Here is a 14795-nt window from a genome sequence, read left to right on the forward strand (position 1 = left end):
CGCTCGACGCAGCCACTACCGCGCCCGTGGCGCCTATCCATAAGTGCGGCTGTAGTACTAGGGGGACACGTTGAAGGCGATGGTCTACCGCGGGCCGTACAAGGTCCGCGTCGAGGAGAAGCCGGAACCGACGATCGAGCACCCGAACGACGCGATCGTGCGGGTGACTTCAGCCGCGATCTGCGGCTCGGACCTGCACCTGTACCACGGGATGATGCCGGACACCCGGGTGGGGCACACGTTCGGTCACGAGTTCATCGGTGTGGTCGACCAGGTCGGCTCCTCGGTCGAGAACGTGCGCGTGGGCGACCGGGTGATGGTGCCGTTCAACGTCTTCTGCGGGTCGTGCTTCTTCTGCGCCCGCGGGCTGTACTCGAACTGCCACAACGTGAATCCGAACGCGACGGCGGTCGGCGGGATCTACGGCTACTCGCACACCTGCGGCGGCTACGACGGCGGGCAGGCGGAGCTGGTGCGCGTGCCCTTCGCCGACGTCGGGCCGATGGTGATCCCCGAGTGGCTCGACGACGACGACGCGGTCATGCTGACCGACGCGTTGCCCACCGGGTACTTCGGTGCGCAGCTCGGCGACATCGTCGAGGGCGACGTCGTCGTGGTGTTCGGCGCCGGCCCGGTCGGGCTGTTCGCCGCGCGCTCGGCGTGGCTGATGGGCGCGGGTCGGGTTCTCGTGGTCGACCACCTCGACTACCGCCTGGAGCTGGCGCGCACCTTCGCTCACGCCGAGACGTTCAACTTCGTCGAGCACGAGGACATCGTCGTGACGATGAAGCGGGAGACCGGCGGTCTCGGCGCCGACGTCTGCATCGACGCGGTGGGCGCGGAGGCGGACGGCAACCTGCTCATGCACGTCACGTCCGCGAAGCTCAAGCTGCAGGGCGGTTCGCCGATCGCGCTGAACTGGGCGATCGACTCGGTCCGCAAGGGCGGGACGGTCGCGGTCGTCGGTGCCTACGGCCCGGTGTTCAGCGCCGTGAAGTTCGGCGACGCGTTGAACAAGGGCCTGACGCTGCGGATGAACCAGTGCCCGGTGAAGCGGCAGTGGCCGCGGCTGCTCGAGCACATCCGCAACGGCTACTTCAAGCCGAGCGACATCGTCACCCACCGGATCCCGCTCGACGAGATCGCGGAGGGGTACCACATCTTCTCCGCGAAGCTCGACAACTGCGTGAAGCCGATCGTCGTCCCGTCCGCCGCGTGAGAGGAAAGTCGTGACCTACACCGCGGAGAAACCGCAGACCGCCGCGAGCGCCGACGAACTGCGGGCGCGCATCCCCGGTTGGGGCGCGGACCTCGACCCCGCCGACCGCCCGTCCGGCGGCCGCCGCGAGGTGCCCGGGATCGAGACCGGCGCGCACTGGCACTTCCCCGACCGGCAGCCGGAGGCGTGGCCGCGCGAGCGGTCGGTCGAGCACCTGATGCTGCCGCCCGTCTTCGGGACCTCCTGCCCGCCGCGCGGACTGTCCGGCGCGATGCGCAAGCTCGCCTACCGCCGATGGAGCGAGGGCCGCGCCGCGCACTGGCTCCTCCTGCTCGCGGCCGACCGCGTCGACGCCGTCGAGAGCCACCTGCGCTCGTTCGCGTCCGCCCGGCCCGACAACCCCGTCACGCAGACCGGCGTCCGGGCCGAGTTCACCCACGACGGCCTCGGCTCGCGCCGCGGCCGCGGTCGCCCCGACGTGAACCACCACTGGATGGACCCGCTGGTCGTGGCGGGGCCGTGGATCCTGGCCGCTGTCGCCGGCCGCCGTGCGGTACGGAAGATTGCGGGTCGCTCGTGAGTGTGTCTGACGTCCTGGACCAGACGGTCCGTCAGAACTACGGCTCGGACGCCGACGAGGGTGCCCACCTGGCGACGATGACCGCCTACAGCGGGCTGGTCGCCGTGGCGGCCCTGGTCGCGCGCCGGCGCGGGGCGACCGTGCCGAGCATCTCGGCGTGGGACACGGCCCGCATGGCGCTGGCGACCTACAAGGGCGCGCGGCTGCTGACGAAGGACAAGGTCACCGCCCCGTTGCGCGCGCCGTTCACCCGGCGCGCCGGTGAGGGGGAGGCCAACGAGGTCAACGACGCTCCGCGCGGCGAGGGGGCACGGCACACCGTCGGCGAGCTCGTGTCCTGCCCGTTCTGCCTCGGGCAGTGGATCGCGACGGGCCTGGCGGTGGGGCTCGTCCTCGCCCCCGGCCCGACCCGCCTGGTCGCGAGCACCCTCGCCGCCGCCGCGGGCGCGGACTTCCTCCACCACGCCTACTGCTCCGCTCAGCAGCTCCCGGGCGCGCTCCAGGCGCGGGCCGACTGACCCGGGTCCAGGGACACGGCGTCACCGCGGCGGACGACGCGGATCTCGGAGCGGGGTCGTCGCATCTGCATCTGCGCGAGGAACTCCGACAGCGGGGAGCGAAAGACGCCGTAGTCGTCGTAGTGGATCGGGACGGTGACGGTGGGCTCCAGGAGCTCGACCAGATCCGTCCCCTGCCGGGCGTCCATCGTGACGAGGATGCCGAGCACCCGGGTCCCGCCGAGGTGGATCACCATCGTGTCCAGACGCCCGCACCGCTCGACGACCTCGCGCAACTGCGGGCGGAAGAGCACGTCGCCGGTGACGTAGACGCGCAACCGGTCGCTCCCGGTGCCGAGTTCGAGCACATGCCCCTGCACCGGCGGCAGGATCGCGCCCATCGGGCCCGGCCCGTGCGTGCCGGGGACGGCGGTCACCGTCAGCCGTTCGCCGCCCTGAGTCAGGGTGCGCGTGGCCCACGGCTCCAGGCCGTCGGCCGCGCCGAAACCCCACCCGCGGAGGCGCTTTGCAGCCTGACGGGTGGTCAGCACCGGGAGTTCGTGGTCCAGCTCGCGCTTCGCGACGCGGTCGAAGTGGTCCCCGTGCAGGTGGGAGAGCAGGACGGCGTCGCACGCGGGGAGGTCGGCGGGCAGCAGGGCGGGCTCGGTCCGCCGTTTGCTCCAGAGTCCGTAGCCGAGGTACGCCCGCTGACCCTGGTGCAGGAAGTTCGGGTCGGTGAGCAGGGTGAACGGCCCGAGGCGAAGCAGGGTCGTCGCGGTCCCACCGAAGGTCAGATCGGCTGTGCGGTCGGTCTCCATCGGTCCTCCAGGTCGGCTCGTCACCGGGTAGGCAGGGCGTGGACCTGCTCGTCCTGTTCGGCCGGGCACCAGTGGGCGGTGCGGCCCGCGACCGCGGCGGTGGCGACGGCGGTGCCGCAGCGCCGGCAGGTCGCGCGTCTGTAGACCCACCGCTCGTCGGGGTCCGTGGGGTCGCTGACGACCTGACCGGCGTCGCGGCCGAGCGCCATCAGACGGCGCGTCAGTTCCCAGAGTGCGGTGGCCTGGTCGGCGCTGAGGTCCGCGCACGGCGTGCGCGGGTGCAGATGCGCGAGGAACAGGAGTTCGGCCCGCCACGCGTTGCCGACGCCCGCCCAGACCGACTGGTCGAGCAGGGCGGCGCCGACGGGGCCGCGGAACGACCGCAGTGCCGTGACCGCGGCGGCGGGATCGTCGGGGCCGAGTGGGTCGGGGCCGAGCTTGGCGAGGATGCGCGCCACCTCGGCGGCGTCGAGGAGGTCGCAGGCGGACGGGGCGATCAGGTCCCACGCCGCGTCGTCGTTCGCGAGCCGCAGTCGGGTGCCGGTGCGCGCCGGTGTCGTGGGGTCGGGGTGGTGCAGGAACAGCCCCCGCATCCCGAGGTGGACGTGGACGGCGGGCGCGTCCTCGACGTCGTAGAACAGGTGCTTGCCGGCCGCGCGCACGTCGAGCAGGCGCCGGCCGTCCAGGGCGCCGGCGTCGAACTTGCCCTGCGGCGAGGTCGCGCGGATCTCCGTCCCGCCCAGGTCGGCGCGGATCCGGTCGGCGAAGTGATGGATCAGGTGTCCCTCGGGCACGGGAGAGGTTCTGCCCGCGCGAGCCGGGCAGATACCTCAGGGTGCAGACGTTCCTGCCCTATCCGGACCTGCGGGCGAGCAGTGTGGTCCTCGACGACCGCCGGCTCGGCAAGCAACGTGTCGAGACGTTCCAGATCCTGCGGGCGCTGACCTTCGAGACCTATGCGTGGCGCAACCACCCCGCCGTGCGGATGTGGCGCGGGTTCGTCCCGGGTCTGGTCCGCTACGGCCGCGAGAACTGCCGCGAGTGGGTGCGACGCGGCTACGCCGACACCCTCGCGGACAAGTTCCTGGAGTGGTCCGACGGCGTCGAGCCCGACGACCCGCCGCTGCCGCCGTGGTTCGGGTGGGAGCCGCTGCACCGCTCGCACCGGTTCGCGCTGCTGCGCAAGGAACCCGAGTGGTACGCCGAACGCTTCCCGGCTGAGGCCGCCGCGGACCCGGAGTCCGACGACGGCTATCTCTGGCCGCCCGACGTCTTCCCGGCCTGGCCGGTGCGGGGCGACGGGCTCCCGGTGCCGGCGGCGTTCCGGACGCTGGGCATCGACGAGCCGACGCCCGCCCAATGCGCCGCGGTCGAGGCCGCCGCCGCGGGCCGGGACGTCCTGCTCGTGATGCGCCCCGGCACCGGCGGCTCGACGGCCGGTCTCGCCGCCGGACTCGCGACCAAGGGCCTGACGTGGTGGGTCCACCCGCCGTTCCTGCCGCGGTCGCCGGCGGTGCCGGCCGTCGTCGGGCCGCCCCCGCGCGACGTCCCGCCCGGGGAACCGGCGCCGCTGACTGCCCGTCCGCCGGGCCCGGCCGACCTCGTCGCGATGCGCGCGGAGGCCCAGCCGCCGGAGTTCCTGTTCACGCCGGCCGACCGCATCGGCGACGGCCCGTCGGAACACCCGATCGGGCTCGTCGTCGTCGACGACGCGCACCGGCTGACCGCCGAGCAGGCCGAGCGGACCGCCGCCGTCCGGCGCCGGCTCGGGGACCCGCCGCTGCTGGTGATCACGCCGCGGGCCGATCCGGCGGAGCGGGACGCGTTGATCGCTGCGCACGATCTCACCGACCCCCTCCACGCCGGTGGCGGGTGGGATCCCGGCAGCTCGCTCAGCATCCGTCAGGTGGGGAGCGTCCGTGCCCGCGGAGCCGCGGTCACCGCTTTCGTCGCCGAGCACGGGCGGGCCCTGGTCGTCTGCCCGACCCGCGAGGCGGCCCGCCGCCGGGCCGAGCGGCTCAGCGCCGACGGCCTCCCCGCCCAGGTGTGGGCCCCGCCGCCGATGCGCCCGTCGCGGGCGGAGGCGGCCCTCGGGGCGTTCCGGAGCCGGCGCCTCGCTGCCCTCGTCGTCTCCGTCGACGCGCTCCCGCCGCTCCCGCGCGCCCGGCTGCCGCTCCTGATCTCGGAGAATCCACCCTCGATCGAGAGTTGGCGCGCGGAGATCGAGACGGCGCGGGCCGAGTTCTCCGTCGCGGTCCTGGATCCCGACGCTGCGGCCGACCTGCGTCGTCTGGCGGCCACCCCGAACTTTCGGGCCGCTCTGCTCGATCACTTCGGCGAACCCGGGTAGTCCCCATCGATGGCCGGGATCCGCCCGGCCCATGGATGGAGGTCACGATGCGACACGGAACCTCGTCACCCACGGTCGACCGGCCGATGGGTGAGCAGGACCGCAAGGCGCACCTACTCAAGCTCGCGACCACCGTCGTTGCGGCGACGTTCCTGCTCGTGGGCGTGGCGGGGTTCGTCCCCGGGCTCACGACGAACGTCGACAACCTCGAGATCGTGGGCCACGACCACGCGAACATGGGGTCGCAGGCCGAACTGCTGGGCATCTTCCATGTCTCCGTGCTGCACAACATCGTCCACCTCGCCTTCGGCGTGGTGGGCCTGGCGATGGCTCGGTCCGTGCGGGGTGCCTCGACCTACCTGGTCGGCGGCGCGATGGTCTACGCGCTCGTGCTGGTGTACGGCGTCGTCGTCGACCAGGGGAGTGACGCCAACTTCCTCCCGGTGAACACCGCGGACAACTGGCTGCACGGCGGCCTCGTCGTCGGGATGCTCGCCCTCGCCCTGGCGCTCACCCCGAGCCGCCGGAGCACGATCGTCCGCCGCGAGGACGTCCACCACTGACCCACCCCTGGAGATGACATCTCCAGGTGCGAGGGCCCTTTCCGGTGGAGATGACATCTCCACCGGGAAGGGCCTCTGTCGTTGGAGATGTCATCTCCAACGAGGGGGGTCAGGCGACGAGTTCGGTCGGGTGGTCGTGCGCGAACCGGAGCGCCTCGCACCGGGCGGCGCCGTTCATCATGTTGCGCCCGAGCACGGCGAGCGCCTCGGCGTCGGGCGCGAACGCACGGACCGATGCCCCACCGGCGCGCAGCGTCTCGGCCTCGCGCTCGACCATGCGGGCCGCCGTGCAGCGGTAGGCCCAGTCGGCGAGCGCCAGTGGCGAACGTGGGCGGGTCAGCGCGATCCCGGCCAGCGGAGCGAGGACGAAGACCTCGTCCGCGTCGTCGGCCAGATCGGCGCTGCACGGCGAGCAGAGGCCGCCGTCGACGTACCGGTCGCGGCCGACGCGCACCGGCGTGAACCAGCCCGGGAACGCCATCGACGCGATGACCGCGCGCGAGTGCTCGGCCTCCGGCTCACCGGGGCGGCCGAAGACGGTCCGCTCGCCGGTGCGGTGGTTCATGGCGACGACCTGGGTGTCCGCCCGCGCGGGCCCGGACCGCAGGTTCGCGACGAACTCCTCGGCGTGGTCGAGAGATCCGCGCCCTCGCGGCAGCAGGCCGGCGAGCGTCGCCAGCGGCGGCGTCCGCCAGGGCGTTAGCAGGCCACGGGCGGCGAGCCGCACGGACCCGGGCGTCGGCCACGGCAGCGGCGGCCGCGCCGGCTGGGTGGCGAGAGTCGACGCGAGCTTGGTCGGGACGTCCTCAGCCATCTCGGCGGGCAGCACGCCCTCGATCTCGGCCAGGTGCGCCTCGCACAGCTCGGGCACCGAGTACCCGGCCCGCAGCAGCGTCGCGATCAGTGATCCCCCCGAGGTCCCGACGATGAGGTCCGCCTCGCGGGCGTCCCATCCGGTCTCCTCCTCGATGCAAGCGAGCGTCCCCAGCGTCCAGGCGATGCCCAGGACGCCGCTGCTCCCCAGCACCAGCGCACGTCGTCGTGTCATGCCCGACCGCTACCCGGCGGTCGTCAATCCAGCCGCCGAGCACCGCATGTGCTTCCGGGCGCCGGGTAGCCCGGCGGTAGCCGCCTTTCCGCCCGGAGGGTGTGCTCCTCCCGCCCGAAAGGACCGCCATGGGTTTCAACCCCCTCGACCACAAGGGCATCCCCGTCGCCGACCAGCTCCGCAACTGGCGTGAGCTCGACGTCGAACCCGTCGACCCCGACCTCGCCGACCCGTACACGAAGTGCCGCATCATCGTGATGAACGGCATCGAGGTCGAGTCGATCCTGTTCAGCCACCAGTTCCATCGGAACTGCCCGGACATGGCGCTCAAGCATGCGCTGGCGCAGACCCGCTACATCGAGCAGCAGCAGCAGAAGGTCGTGAACTGGCTGCTGCCAGGATCGTCCTCCGCGCTGGAGACGACGATCTCCTACGAGCAGGTCGCGATCGACCTGACGGCGTGGCTGGCGCGTCAGGAACCCGACCCGTACCTGCGGCAGGCGTACGAGTTCGGCGTCCTCGAGGACTTCGACCACCTGTACCGGTACGCGAACCTCTACGAGATGATCCAGCACCGCAAGGCGGAGCGGATCGTCGACTCGCTCACCGAGGTCATGCCCGGGCGCCCGACGCGGTACCACCACCGGCACCCGATCGACAACGTCCGCGAGCCGTACAACGCGAAGACAACGGACCCGCGCTCGAAGCTGCACTCGCTGACGCTGGTCGCGGCCGAGCAACAGACGATGAACTTCTACATGAACGTCGGCCCGCAGTACATGGAGCCGATCGCGCGCCAGCTCTACCAGGAGATCGCGATGGTGGAGGAGGAGCACGTCACGCACTACGGCTCGCTGCTCGACCCCACCGAGACCTGGTTCGAGCGTCTCGTCCTGCACGAGTACAACGAGTGCTGGCTCTACTGGTCGTTCATGGAGCAGGAGTCCGACCGCCGGGTGAAGGCGATCTGGGAGCTGCACCTGAACCAGGAGCTCGGCCAGCTGCACGAGGCCATCGAACTCATGCGCAAGCACGAGGGCCGCGACCCGGTCGAGATGCTCCCGGCCGAGCTGGACCCGCCGATGACCTTCGAGCCGAACAAGGCCTACCTGCGCGAGCTGCTCGACACGCAGATCGACCTCACGACCCTCGGCACCGGCTTCGTCAAGGACGCGCACGAGCGCTTCCAGGCCATGCAGGACGCCCTGCTCGGCGGCGAGCTGCCGGCGAGCGACGCCGTCATCGCCCAGCACGAGGAGATGTTCGGCGGGAGCGACTACCGCATGGAGACCGACGGCGAGCACCCGCGGCCCGAGCTGCGCCAGTCGCCGCTCGACCAGGTCGCGGTCGCCCCCGGCGCCGCGAGCTGAAAGGACGTCAGATGACTGCGCAACTGAGCGAGCCCGGCGTCGAACTCGACGTCTTGGCTGCCGAGACCGACCCGATCGCCTTCCTGATCGGGCAGCACATGATGATCCGCGACCTGTTCACCGAGGTGATGGGCTCGACGGGTGAGGCGAAGGCCGACGCCTTCTCCCGGCTCGTCACGATGCTGGCCGTCCACGAGACGGCCGAGGAGCAGGTGCTCCGGCCGATGACGCGAGCGAAGGTCGACGGCGGCGACGCCATCGCCGACGCGCGCATCGAGGAGGAGCGGCAGGCGAAGGAGATGCTCGCCGAGCTCGAGAAGATCGGCCCGGACGGGGAGGCCTTCGACGCCCTGCTCGCCCAGCTCCGCGAGGCGGTCATCATGCACGCCGTCCACGAGGAGCAGTACGAGTTCCGCTACCTCAAGCAGAAGACGATCGACGAGGGCAAGAAGGGGCAGGCCGCGATGATGGCGACCATGCTCAAGGCGTCCGAGGCGATCGCCCCGACGCACCCGCACCCGGCGGTGAACTCGGCGACGGCGAACAACCTCGCCGGACCGATGGCGTCGATCTTCGACCGCACCCGCGACCTGGTCCGCAAGGCCCTGGCGAGCTGACTGCGTCTGCCGATGTGGCTGCCGTTGCAGCCACATCGGCGGACGCCCGGATAGCGTCAGGCGCGTGGCTGACGAGCTGAGCACGGTCGCCGACGAGCTGTACGGGCTGCCGGCATCCGACTTCGTCGCGGCGCGCAACGCGGCCGCGAAGACGGCGAAGGCGGCGAAGGCGAAGGATCGTGATCTCGCCGCTGCGATCACCGCCCTGCCCAAGCCCTCGACGTCCGCGTGGGTCGTCAACCAGCTGGTGCGGCGTCACCCCGACGACGTCGACGCGCTCCTCGAACTCGGCGACGACCTCCGCTCCGCCGAGCGCGCCCGCGACCCCGACCGCATCCGCTCCCTGAGCCGGGAGCGGAACCTGCGCGTCCCGGCCCTGACGCGGCAGGCGAAGGCCCTCGCTGAGGAGCTGGGGCAGCCGGTCAGCGCCTCGGTCGCGGAGGAGGTCGAGAGCACCCTCACCGCCGCGCTCGCGACCGAGCAGTTCGGGGCGGCCGTCCGCAGCGGCCGCCTGACCAAGGCGCTCTTCTGGGCCGGGTTCGGTGAGATGCCCGCCCTCGCGACCCTCGTCGCCGTCCCGTCCCCGCCGGAGAAGCCGAAGCCCGCGGCGAAGGGCAAGGGCAAGGACGACGCCGCCGCGAAGGCCGCCGCCGAGGCGGACCGTCGGGTCGAGGAGCTCACCGCGACCGTCGACAACCTCACCCAGCAGTTGGACTGGGCGAAGAAGCAGCTCACCGCCGCCCGCCGCGAGGCGAAGTCCGCCGCCCGACTCGTCCGCGACCTCTCCTGACTGACCGCCGCCGGACCGCCGTGTCAAAAAGAGGGTGACACCCCTTACTGCGCAGTAAGGGGTGTCACCCTTTTTTGACATCGGCACAGGCGCGGCACAGGCGGCGCACAGGACCCGGGCGGTGCACCGGTCGGTGGGCGGTGGGCACAGGCGGTGTACCGGTCAGGCGGGGCCGCGGTACTCGGCGATCAGGAGGGCGAGGTCGTCGTTGAGGCGGGAGCGGCCGGCGCGGGCGCGGAGCGAGGTGAGGACGGCGTCGAGGAGCTCGCCGTGGTCGCGGCCGAGCTCGAGGCGGAGGAGCTCGACGAAGTTGAGGAACCGGCCCTCGCTGTCCCGGGTCTCGATGGCGCCGTCGGTGTAGAGCAGGAGCCGGTCGCCGGGGGAGAGGCGGCCGGTGTCGACGACGGGCTCTGCGCCCAGGCCCAGGGGGAGGGTGAACTCCGACCCGACCTCGATAACCTGACTGTCCGTCAGCAGCAGGGCGGGCGGGTGCCCGCAGGACGTGACGGAGAAGCTGCCGTCGTCGGAGATCTCGGCCAGGAGGGCGGTGACGAAGTCCTCCTCCCCGAGGTGGGGGCGCAGCCGCCGGTCGAGCTGGGTGGCGACGGCCGGCAGGTCCGCTAGCTCCGCCGCGACGGCCCGGAACTCGCCGAGCACGATCGTCGCCATCCGTACCGCGGACAGCCCCTTGCCCCGGACATCCCCGATCAGCAGCCGGACCGACCCGCGCCGGGCGACGACCTCGTACAGGTCCCCGCCGACCTGGGCCTCGGCCGCGGCGCCGATGTACCGCGCGGCGAGGGCGACCGGGCCGATCTGCGCGGGCGGCGGGGCGAGGATCGCGCGCTGTGCGGCGTCGGCGACGCGACGGACGTCCGCGAGCTGCCCCGTCTTCTCCCGGTACGCCGCGGCCGAGCGCAGCGCCGCCGCGACCCGGCGCGCGATGTCCTGCGCGAACGGCACGTCGCTGGGGACGTAGCGCCGGGAGTCGTCCGCATACACGAGCGTCAGGACGCCGGCGATCTCGTCCTGGAACGAGAACGGCACGACCAGCGCGGTGTCGCTACCGAGCTGGTGCAGCAGCTTCAGATGCCCCAGGTCCACGGCGGCCGTGGCGAGCATGTCGGGCGTGACGTGGTCGAACAGCTCCGGCTGCATGGTGCGGATCGCCCGGCCGGTGCCGATGTCAGTGTTCGGCTGCACCGGGTAGCGCCGCATCATCTCCTGCGCAACGACGTTCCGCTCCGGGTCGACGTGTGCGATCGCGGCCATGCGCAGGGCGCCGTCCTCGGCGAGCTGTACCGAACACCAGTCGGCGAACCGAGGGACCATCAGGTTCAGCGTCGCCTGCAACGTCGCGTCGTAGTCGAGCGTGCCGGAGAGCACGATCGAGGCGTCCGCGATGAACGCCAGCCGCTCGTTCGCGGCGGCCAACTTCGCGTTGGCCTCGGCGACCCGCTCCGAGCTGATCGCCCGTTCCAGGGCCTGCGCCAGGGTGTCCGCGAGCGTCGTGACGATCGAGCTGCGGCTCTCCTCGTCGAGTCCGACGAGCGGGAACGTCACGGTCAGGACCCCGATGCATTCCGCGCCCACCACCAGCGGGGCGACGTGCAGGGTCCGGTCTTCGGCGAAGCGGGCTGCGAGGCCGGGGAAGCGCTCGCCGGCGGCGCGCCCGCGCAACTCGAGGGACCGCCGGGTCCGGGCCACCTCGGCGACGGGGTCGTCGCTCGTGAGGTCGACGACGCGGCCGTCGGCCTCGCCCCCGGCGGCGAGCGGCTCCAGCGTCGCGCCGCGGAGCAGATGGATCGCCGACCCGGTGGCGTCGAGGTGCCGGGCCGCGGAGGAGGTCAGGGTCTCGGCGATGTCCGCGACCCCGCGCGCCTGGCTGAGCTCGCCAGTGATGAGCTGCAGCCGGCTGAGCCGGTCCGAGACGTCGCGCAGCGTCGAGAGCCGCGTGACCTCGGCCGCCAGCGCCTGCGGGAAGCTCGGCACGACCGGGAGCGGGCCACCGGCGGCGAGGGCGCGCAACCGGTCGATGAGCCCCTGGACGTACCACTGGCGGAACACCCGGTGCGCCGGCGGCGTCTCCAACGTCAGCAGCGCCGCGTTGCGCGCGTAGGCGTCGACCTTGTCCAGCGCCGCCAGGTACCGCTCACCCGCGGCGGCCGCCGAGACGGGCAGCGTCAGCACCAGGTCGGTCTCGACGTCACCCCGCTCGGCCGCGGCGACAGCCTGGCGCTTGATCTCGTTCCGGGCGAGGGCGAAGTCCTCCGCCATCGTGTCGATGAGCTCGACGAGCTCGGGCGGGGGCCGGCTCTCCAGCAGGTCGGTCCCCGCGGTGACGAGGTGGAACTCGCGCAGGACGTTGTCGACGTGGCCCTTCGCCGCGAGCAGCAGGTCGGTCGGCACCGAGCCGAGCCGGACGGTGAAGACCGGCTCGTCGGTGTCGTTGTCGTCCGCGTCGGCGAACTGGCTGAGGTCGAGGTCGGCGAGCGGGTGCGCGTTCGCCCCGCCGGGCCCCGAGCTCACCTCGGCCCAGACGATCTTGCGCCCGTTCGCGGCCGGCTCGACCCCCCAGCCCGCGGTGGTCGCGGCGACGAGAGCGAGGCCGCGTCCGGTCATCGAGTGCGGGTTCAGCGGCGGCGCGATCGGCAGGTCGCGGCCCCCGTCCTCGACCTCGATCCGCGCCCCGCCGTCCATGCCCCGCACGCGCACGACGATGGGTGCCGCGGCGTGCAGCACCGAGTTCGTGACGAGTTCGGTGACGACGAGCTCGGCCGTGCTGACCGTGTCCTCGGGGGCGTCGGCCAGCTCGGCGGCGACGAACCGGCGGGCCTTGGTGGCGGCGTCCGGCTCGGCGGCGAGCACCAGCTCGGACGCAGCCGGCACGGGGGCCTCCTTGCAGAAGGACGCGGGTCGCGCATCATTCTGCCTGCTCAGGCCGAGCTCAGAGCTTGCTGTCCTCCGGCAGCGCGACGCGTCGTTCCGCGTCGAGCAGCTCCTCGTCGGACAACGCGAGCTCGGTGGGGTCGGCGTCGTCCAGCACGTCCGTGCCGACCTCGTCGACGACGCGCTCGGCGTCGGGAATCTCGTCCGGATCCGGGATCACGTGCACTGCTGCCTCCTCGGCCGATGCGCCGGCACCGTCGATGCCGACGTCCGTGGCGAACAGGTCCTTGTCAGTATCGCTCCGCGCTCCGGCGTCGTCCTCGACCAGGCGGCCGGCCCGCTGGGCACCGACCTCACCGCCGACGGACTCCCGGTCGTCGTCGCGGTTCTCAGGCTCCTCCTGTGCGAGCCGCTGGTCCAGGGACTCCCCGTGGGACTCCTCCCAGTCGGTGTTCCCGTAGCGCTGACCGGCGGACCACTTCTCGGGCGGGGAGAACCCCTCGTCGAGCGGCTCCTTCAGGCCTCGCTCGTCGACCAGGCTGTCGCCCATCGACTGGGGCTGGTCCTCGTCGTCGACGCTGTAGCCGTTGTAGATCTCGTTGTCCTCCGACGGCTGCGACATCGGGGCACCTCCTCGTGGACGGGCTTACCCCTGCAGGCTTCCCCGCCCCGGCGACGGGCACACGCGATCAGTCGGGTGCGACGTCCGCTCCCCGCGTGCGCACCACGTCGGTGGCGACGTCGACCAGCTTGCGGTTCGTGCGGTTCGACAGCACCCGGAGGTGGTCGAACGCGGCGTCCTCGTCGACGTCGAGCCGGAGCATCACCATGCCCTTCGCCTGCTCGATCACCCCGCGGTTGCGCATCGCGAGGCGCAGGCCGTCCACCTCGGCCTGAAGCTGCGTCAGGCGGGGGTCCTCGGCGGTCTCCGGAGAGTTCTGCTCGACCTCGATCATGAATTCCTAGGGGCTACTGCTCGGCGTCCTGGCCGTCCGAGCGTTCCTGGCCGCCGATGCCGACGTCGTCCCCCCGGGTCGGGATCGGCGACGCGGTCCCGGCGTCGGCGAGGCCGGGCTCGGAGGTCTGCGGGGTGGCCGTGGTCTGGGAGCTCGGGTTGAGCGGGCCGTCGTCGTCGTAGATCTCGTCCTCGCCGCAGGCGGCGGTACCCAGGACGAGCACGGCGGTCAGGACGACGGGGGCGGAACGGGCCACGGACACGGGCATGGGGATCTCCTTCGACTCCCGGCCGAACTACCCCGACCGGCGCGCGGAATTCACCCGGGGGGTGCCGCGGTTGCTCCTGGACATGACCGACGTCACGCCCGAACAGACCCGTGTCCTTGTCGTCACCGCCCATCCCGACGACGTCGACTACGGCGTCGCCGGCTCGATCGCCCGCTGGACCGCGGAGGGCATCGAGGTCGCCTACTGCATCGTCACCGACGGCGACGCCGGCGGGAGCGACCCCTCGATCACGCGCGCCGAGATGGCCGCTCAGCGGCGTGAGGAGCAGCTCAAGGCCGCGTCGGTGGTCGGCGTCCGGCAGGTCGAGTTCCTCGGCTACCCGGACGGCCGCCTGACGGTCAGCCTGGAGCTGCGCCGCGACATCTCCCGCGTGATTCGGCAGTTCCGGCCGACGCGTGTGATCACCCAGAATCCGATCCGCGACCTGCGCAGCATGTACGGCAGCCACCCGGACCACACGGCCACCGGCGAGGCCACGTTCTGCGCCGTCTACCCCGACGCCCGCAACGAATTCGCCCACCCGGAGCTGGTCGCCGCGGAGGGTCTCGCGCCCCACACCGTGTCCGAGATCTGGATGCTGGCGCCGGGCGGGGGCGACGTCACGGTCGACATCACCGACACCTTCGACCGCAAGATGGCGGCGCTGTGGGCGCACGTGTCCCAGACGGCCCACCTGACCGATCTCGAGGACCGCATGCGCGCGTGGGCCACCGCCCAGGCGGCGGCCGGGAACCTGCCGGCGGGCCGCCTCGGCGAGTCGTTCGTCGTGCTCGACACCCGCTGACCGTTGCGTCCGGCCAACGGGGGCC

General features: G+C 72.3%; 16 protein-coding genes. 9 read left to right on the forward strand and 7 right to left on the reverse strand.

Going from position 1 to position 14795, the window contains the following annotated elements; all coding sequences use genetic code 11:
* Window positions 1–70 precede the first annotated feature (70 nt).
* From ABD401_RS12740 to ABD401_RS12750, 3 genes are read left to right on the forward strand one after another with little or no spacing between them, the layout of a single operon-like run.
* Window positions 71–1219, forward strand: a complete 1149-nt coding sequence (locus tag ABD401_RS12740; protein ID WP_344605230.1) for a zinc-dependent alcohol dehydrogenase — start codon at window positions 71–73, stop codon at window positions 1217–1219.
* Between the two features lie 10 nt (window positions 1220–1229).
* Window positions 1230–1799 (forward strand): hypothetical protein, encoded by a 570-nt coding sequence (locus ABD401_RS12745; protein WP_344605232.1) that lies wholly within the window; start codon window positions 1230–1232, stop codon window positions 1797–1799.
* A gap of 2 nt (window positions 1800–1801) precedes the next feature.
* Complete coding sequence (locus tag ABD401_RS12750) at window positions 1802–2317, forward strand: DUF1360 domain-containing protein (RefSeq protein WP_344605234.1); 516 nt, start codon at window positions 1802–1804, stop codon at window positions 2315–2317.
* On the opposite strand, the gene ABD401_RS12755 is transcribed toward ABD401_RS12750, so the two are convergent.
* A complete protein-coding gene (locus ABD401_RS12755) occupies window positions 2278–3114 on the reverse strand; it encodes an MBL fold metallo-hydrolase (RefSeq protein ID WP_344605236.1) in 837 nt (278 codons plus the stop codon). The genes ABD401_RS12750 and ABD401_RS12755 overlap by 40 nt on opposite strands.
* A gap of 20 nt (window positions 3115–3134) precedes the next feature.
* Window positions 3135–3908 carry an Fpg/Nei family DNA glycosylase gene (locus ABD401_RS12760; protein ID WP_344605238.1) on the reverse strand — a complete coding sequence of 258 codons (774 nt, stop codon included), beginning with the start codon at window positions 3906–3908 and terminating at the stop codon, window positions 3135–3137.
* Window positions 3909–3949: 41 nt separating this feature from the next.
* Here ABD401_RS12760 and ABD401_RS12765 point away from each other — a divergent pair, with 41 nt between their 5' ends.
* Complete coding sequence (locus ABD401_RS12765) at window positions 3950–5464, forward strand: MSMEG_6728 family protein (RefSeq protein WP_344605240.1); 1515 nt, start codon at window positions 3950–3952, stop codon at window positions 5462–5464.
* An 86-nt stretch (window positions 5465–5550) separates the two neighbouring features.
* Window positions 5551–6027, forward strand: coding sequence for a DUF4383 domain-containing protein (locus ABD401_RS12770; RefSeq protein WP_425566141.1), 477 nt, complete (start codon window positions 5551–5553; stop codon window positions 6025–6027).
* Window positions 6028–6136: 109 nt separating this feature from the next.
* Here the strand turns inward: ABD401_RS12770 and ABD401_RS12775 are convergent, their stop codons facing one another.
* Window positions 6137–7075, reverse strand: a complete 939-nt coding sequence (locus ABD401_RS12775; RefSeq protein WP_344605244.1) for a patatin-like phospholipase family protein — start codon at window positions 7073–7075, stop codon at window positions 6137–6139.
* Between the two features lie 128 nt (window positions 7076–7203).
* Between ABD401_RS12775 and ABD401_RS12780 the strand changes: the two genes are divergently transcribed.
* The 3 genes from ABD401_RS12780 (at window position 7204) to ABD401_RS12790 (ending at window position 9852) form a co-directional block, all read left to right on the forward strand.
* Window positions 7204–8445: a hypothetical protein gene (locus ABD401_RS12780; protein ID WP_344605246.1), complete on the forward strand. Its 1242-nt coding sequence runs from the start codon at window positions 7204–7206 to the stop codon at window positions 8443–8445.
* 11 nt (window positions 8446–8456) lie between these two features.
* The gene (locus tag ABD401_RS12785) at window positions 8457–9062 is read left to right on the forward strand and encodes a hemerythrin domain-containing protein (protein WP_344605248.1); all 606 of its coding nucleotides are present in this window, start codon (window positions 8457–8459) and stop codon (window positions 9060–9062) included.
* 64 nt (window positions 9063–9126) lie between these two features.
* Entirely contained in the window at window positions 9127–9852 is a 726-nt protein-coding gene (locus ABD401_RS12790) for a hypothetical protein (protein WP_344605250.1), read from the forward strand.
* A gap of 162 nt (window positions 9853–10014) precedes the next feature.
* On the opposite strand, the gene ABD401_RS12795 is transcribed toward ABD401_RS12790, so the two are convergent.
* From ABD401_RS12795 to ABD401_RS12810, 4 genes are all read right to left on the reverse strand, one after another.
* The gene (locus ABD401_RS12795; RefSeq protein ID WP_344605252.1) at window positions 10015–12741 is read right to left on the reverse strand and encodes a SpoIIE family protein phosphatase; all 2727 of its coding nucleotides are present in this window, start codon (window positions 12739–12741) and stop codon (window positions 10015–10017) included.
* 58 nt (window positions 12742–12799) lie between these two features.
* Window positions 12800–13363, reverse strand: coding sequence for a DUF5709 domain-containing protein (locus ABD401_RS12800; protein WP_344605254.1), 564 nt, complete (start codon window positions 13361–13363; stop codon window positions 12800–12802).
* Window positions 13364–13430: 67 nt separating this feature from the next.
* A complete protein-coding gene (locus tag ABD401_RS12805; protein ID WP_344605256.1) occupies window positions 13431–13697 on the reverse strand; it encodes an ANTAR domain-containing protein in 267 nt (88 codons plus the stop codon).
* Between the two features lie 13 nt (window positions 13698–13710).
* Window positions 13711–13965: a hypothetical protein gene (locus tag ABD401_RS12810; protein WP_344605258.1), complete on the reverse strand. Its 255-nt coding sequence runs from the start codon at window positions 13963–13965 to the stop codon at window positions 13711–13713.
* Between the two features lie 82 nt (window positions 13966–14047).
* Here ABD401_RS12810 and ABD401_RS12815 point away from each other — a divergent pair, with 82 nt between their 5' ends.
* On the forward strand, window positions 14048–14770 hold the full coding sequence (locus ABD401_RS12815; protein WP_344605523.1) for a PIG-L deacetylase family protein: 723 nt from the start codon (window positions 14048–14050) through the stop codon (window positions 14768–14770).
* The last annotated feature ends 25 nt before the right edge of the window (window positions 14771–14795 follow it).

It is taken from the genome of Sporichthya brevicatena, from assembly GCF_039525035.1.
GTDB classification, from domain to species: domain Bacteria; phylum Actinomycetota; class Actinomycetes; order Sporichthyales; family Sporichthyaceae; genus Sporichthya; species Sporichthya brevicatena.

Excerpts from the sequence above, each read along its gene's own strand:
- ABD401_RS12775 (WP_344605244.1), bottom strand. The coding sequence starts at position 7,075 with ATGACACGACGACGTGCGCTGGTGCTGGGGAGCAGCGGCGTCCTGGGC.
- ABD401_RS12805 (WP_344605256.1), bottom strand. The coding sequence starts at position 13,697 with ATGATCGAGGTCGAGCAGAACTCTCCGGAGACCGCCGAGGACCCCCGC.
- ABD401_RS12755 (WP_344605236.1), bottom strand. The coding sequence starts at position 3,114 with ATGGAGACCGACCGCACAGCCGATCTGACCTTCGGTGGGACCGCGACG.
- ABD401_RS12780 (WP_344605246.1), top strand. The coding sequence starts at position 7,204 with ATGGGTTTCAACCCCCTCGACCACAAGGGCATCCCCGTCGCCGACCAG.
- ABD401_RS12810 (WP_344605258.1), bottom strand. The coding sequence starts at position 13,965 with ATGCCCGTGTCCGTGGCCCGTTCCGCCCCCGTCGTCCTGACCGCCGTG.
- ABD401_RS12800 (WP_344605254.1), bottom strand. The coding sequence starts at position 13,363 with ATGTCGCAGCCGTCGGAGGACAACGAGATCTACAACGGCTACAGCGTC.
- ABD401_RS12770 (WP_425566141.1), top strand. The coding sequence starts at position 5,551 with ATGGGTGAGCAGGACCGCAAGGCGCACCTACTCAAGCTCGCGACCACC.
- ABD401_RS12815 (WP_344605523.1), top strand. The coding sequence starts at position 14,048 with ATGACCGACGTCACGCCCGAACAGACCCGTGTCCTTGTCGTCACCGCC.
- ABD401_RS12785 (WP_344605248.1), top strand. The coding sequence starts at position 8,457 with ATGACTGCGCAACTGAGCGAGCCCGGCGTCGAACTCGACGTCTTGGCT.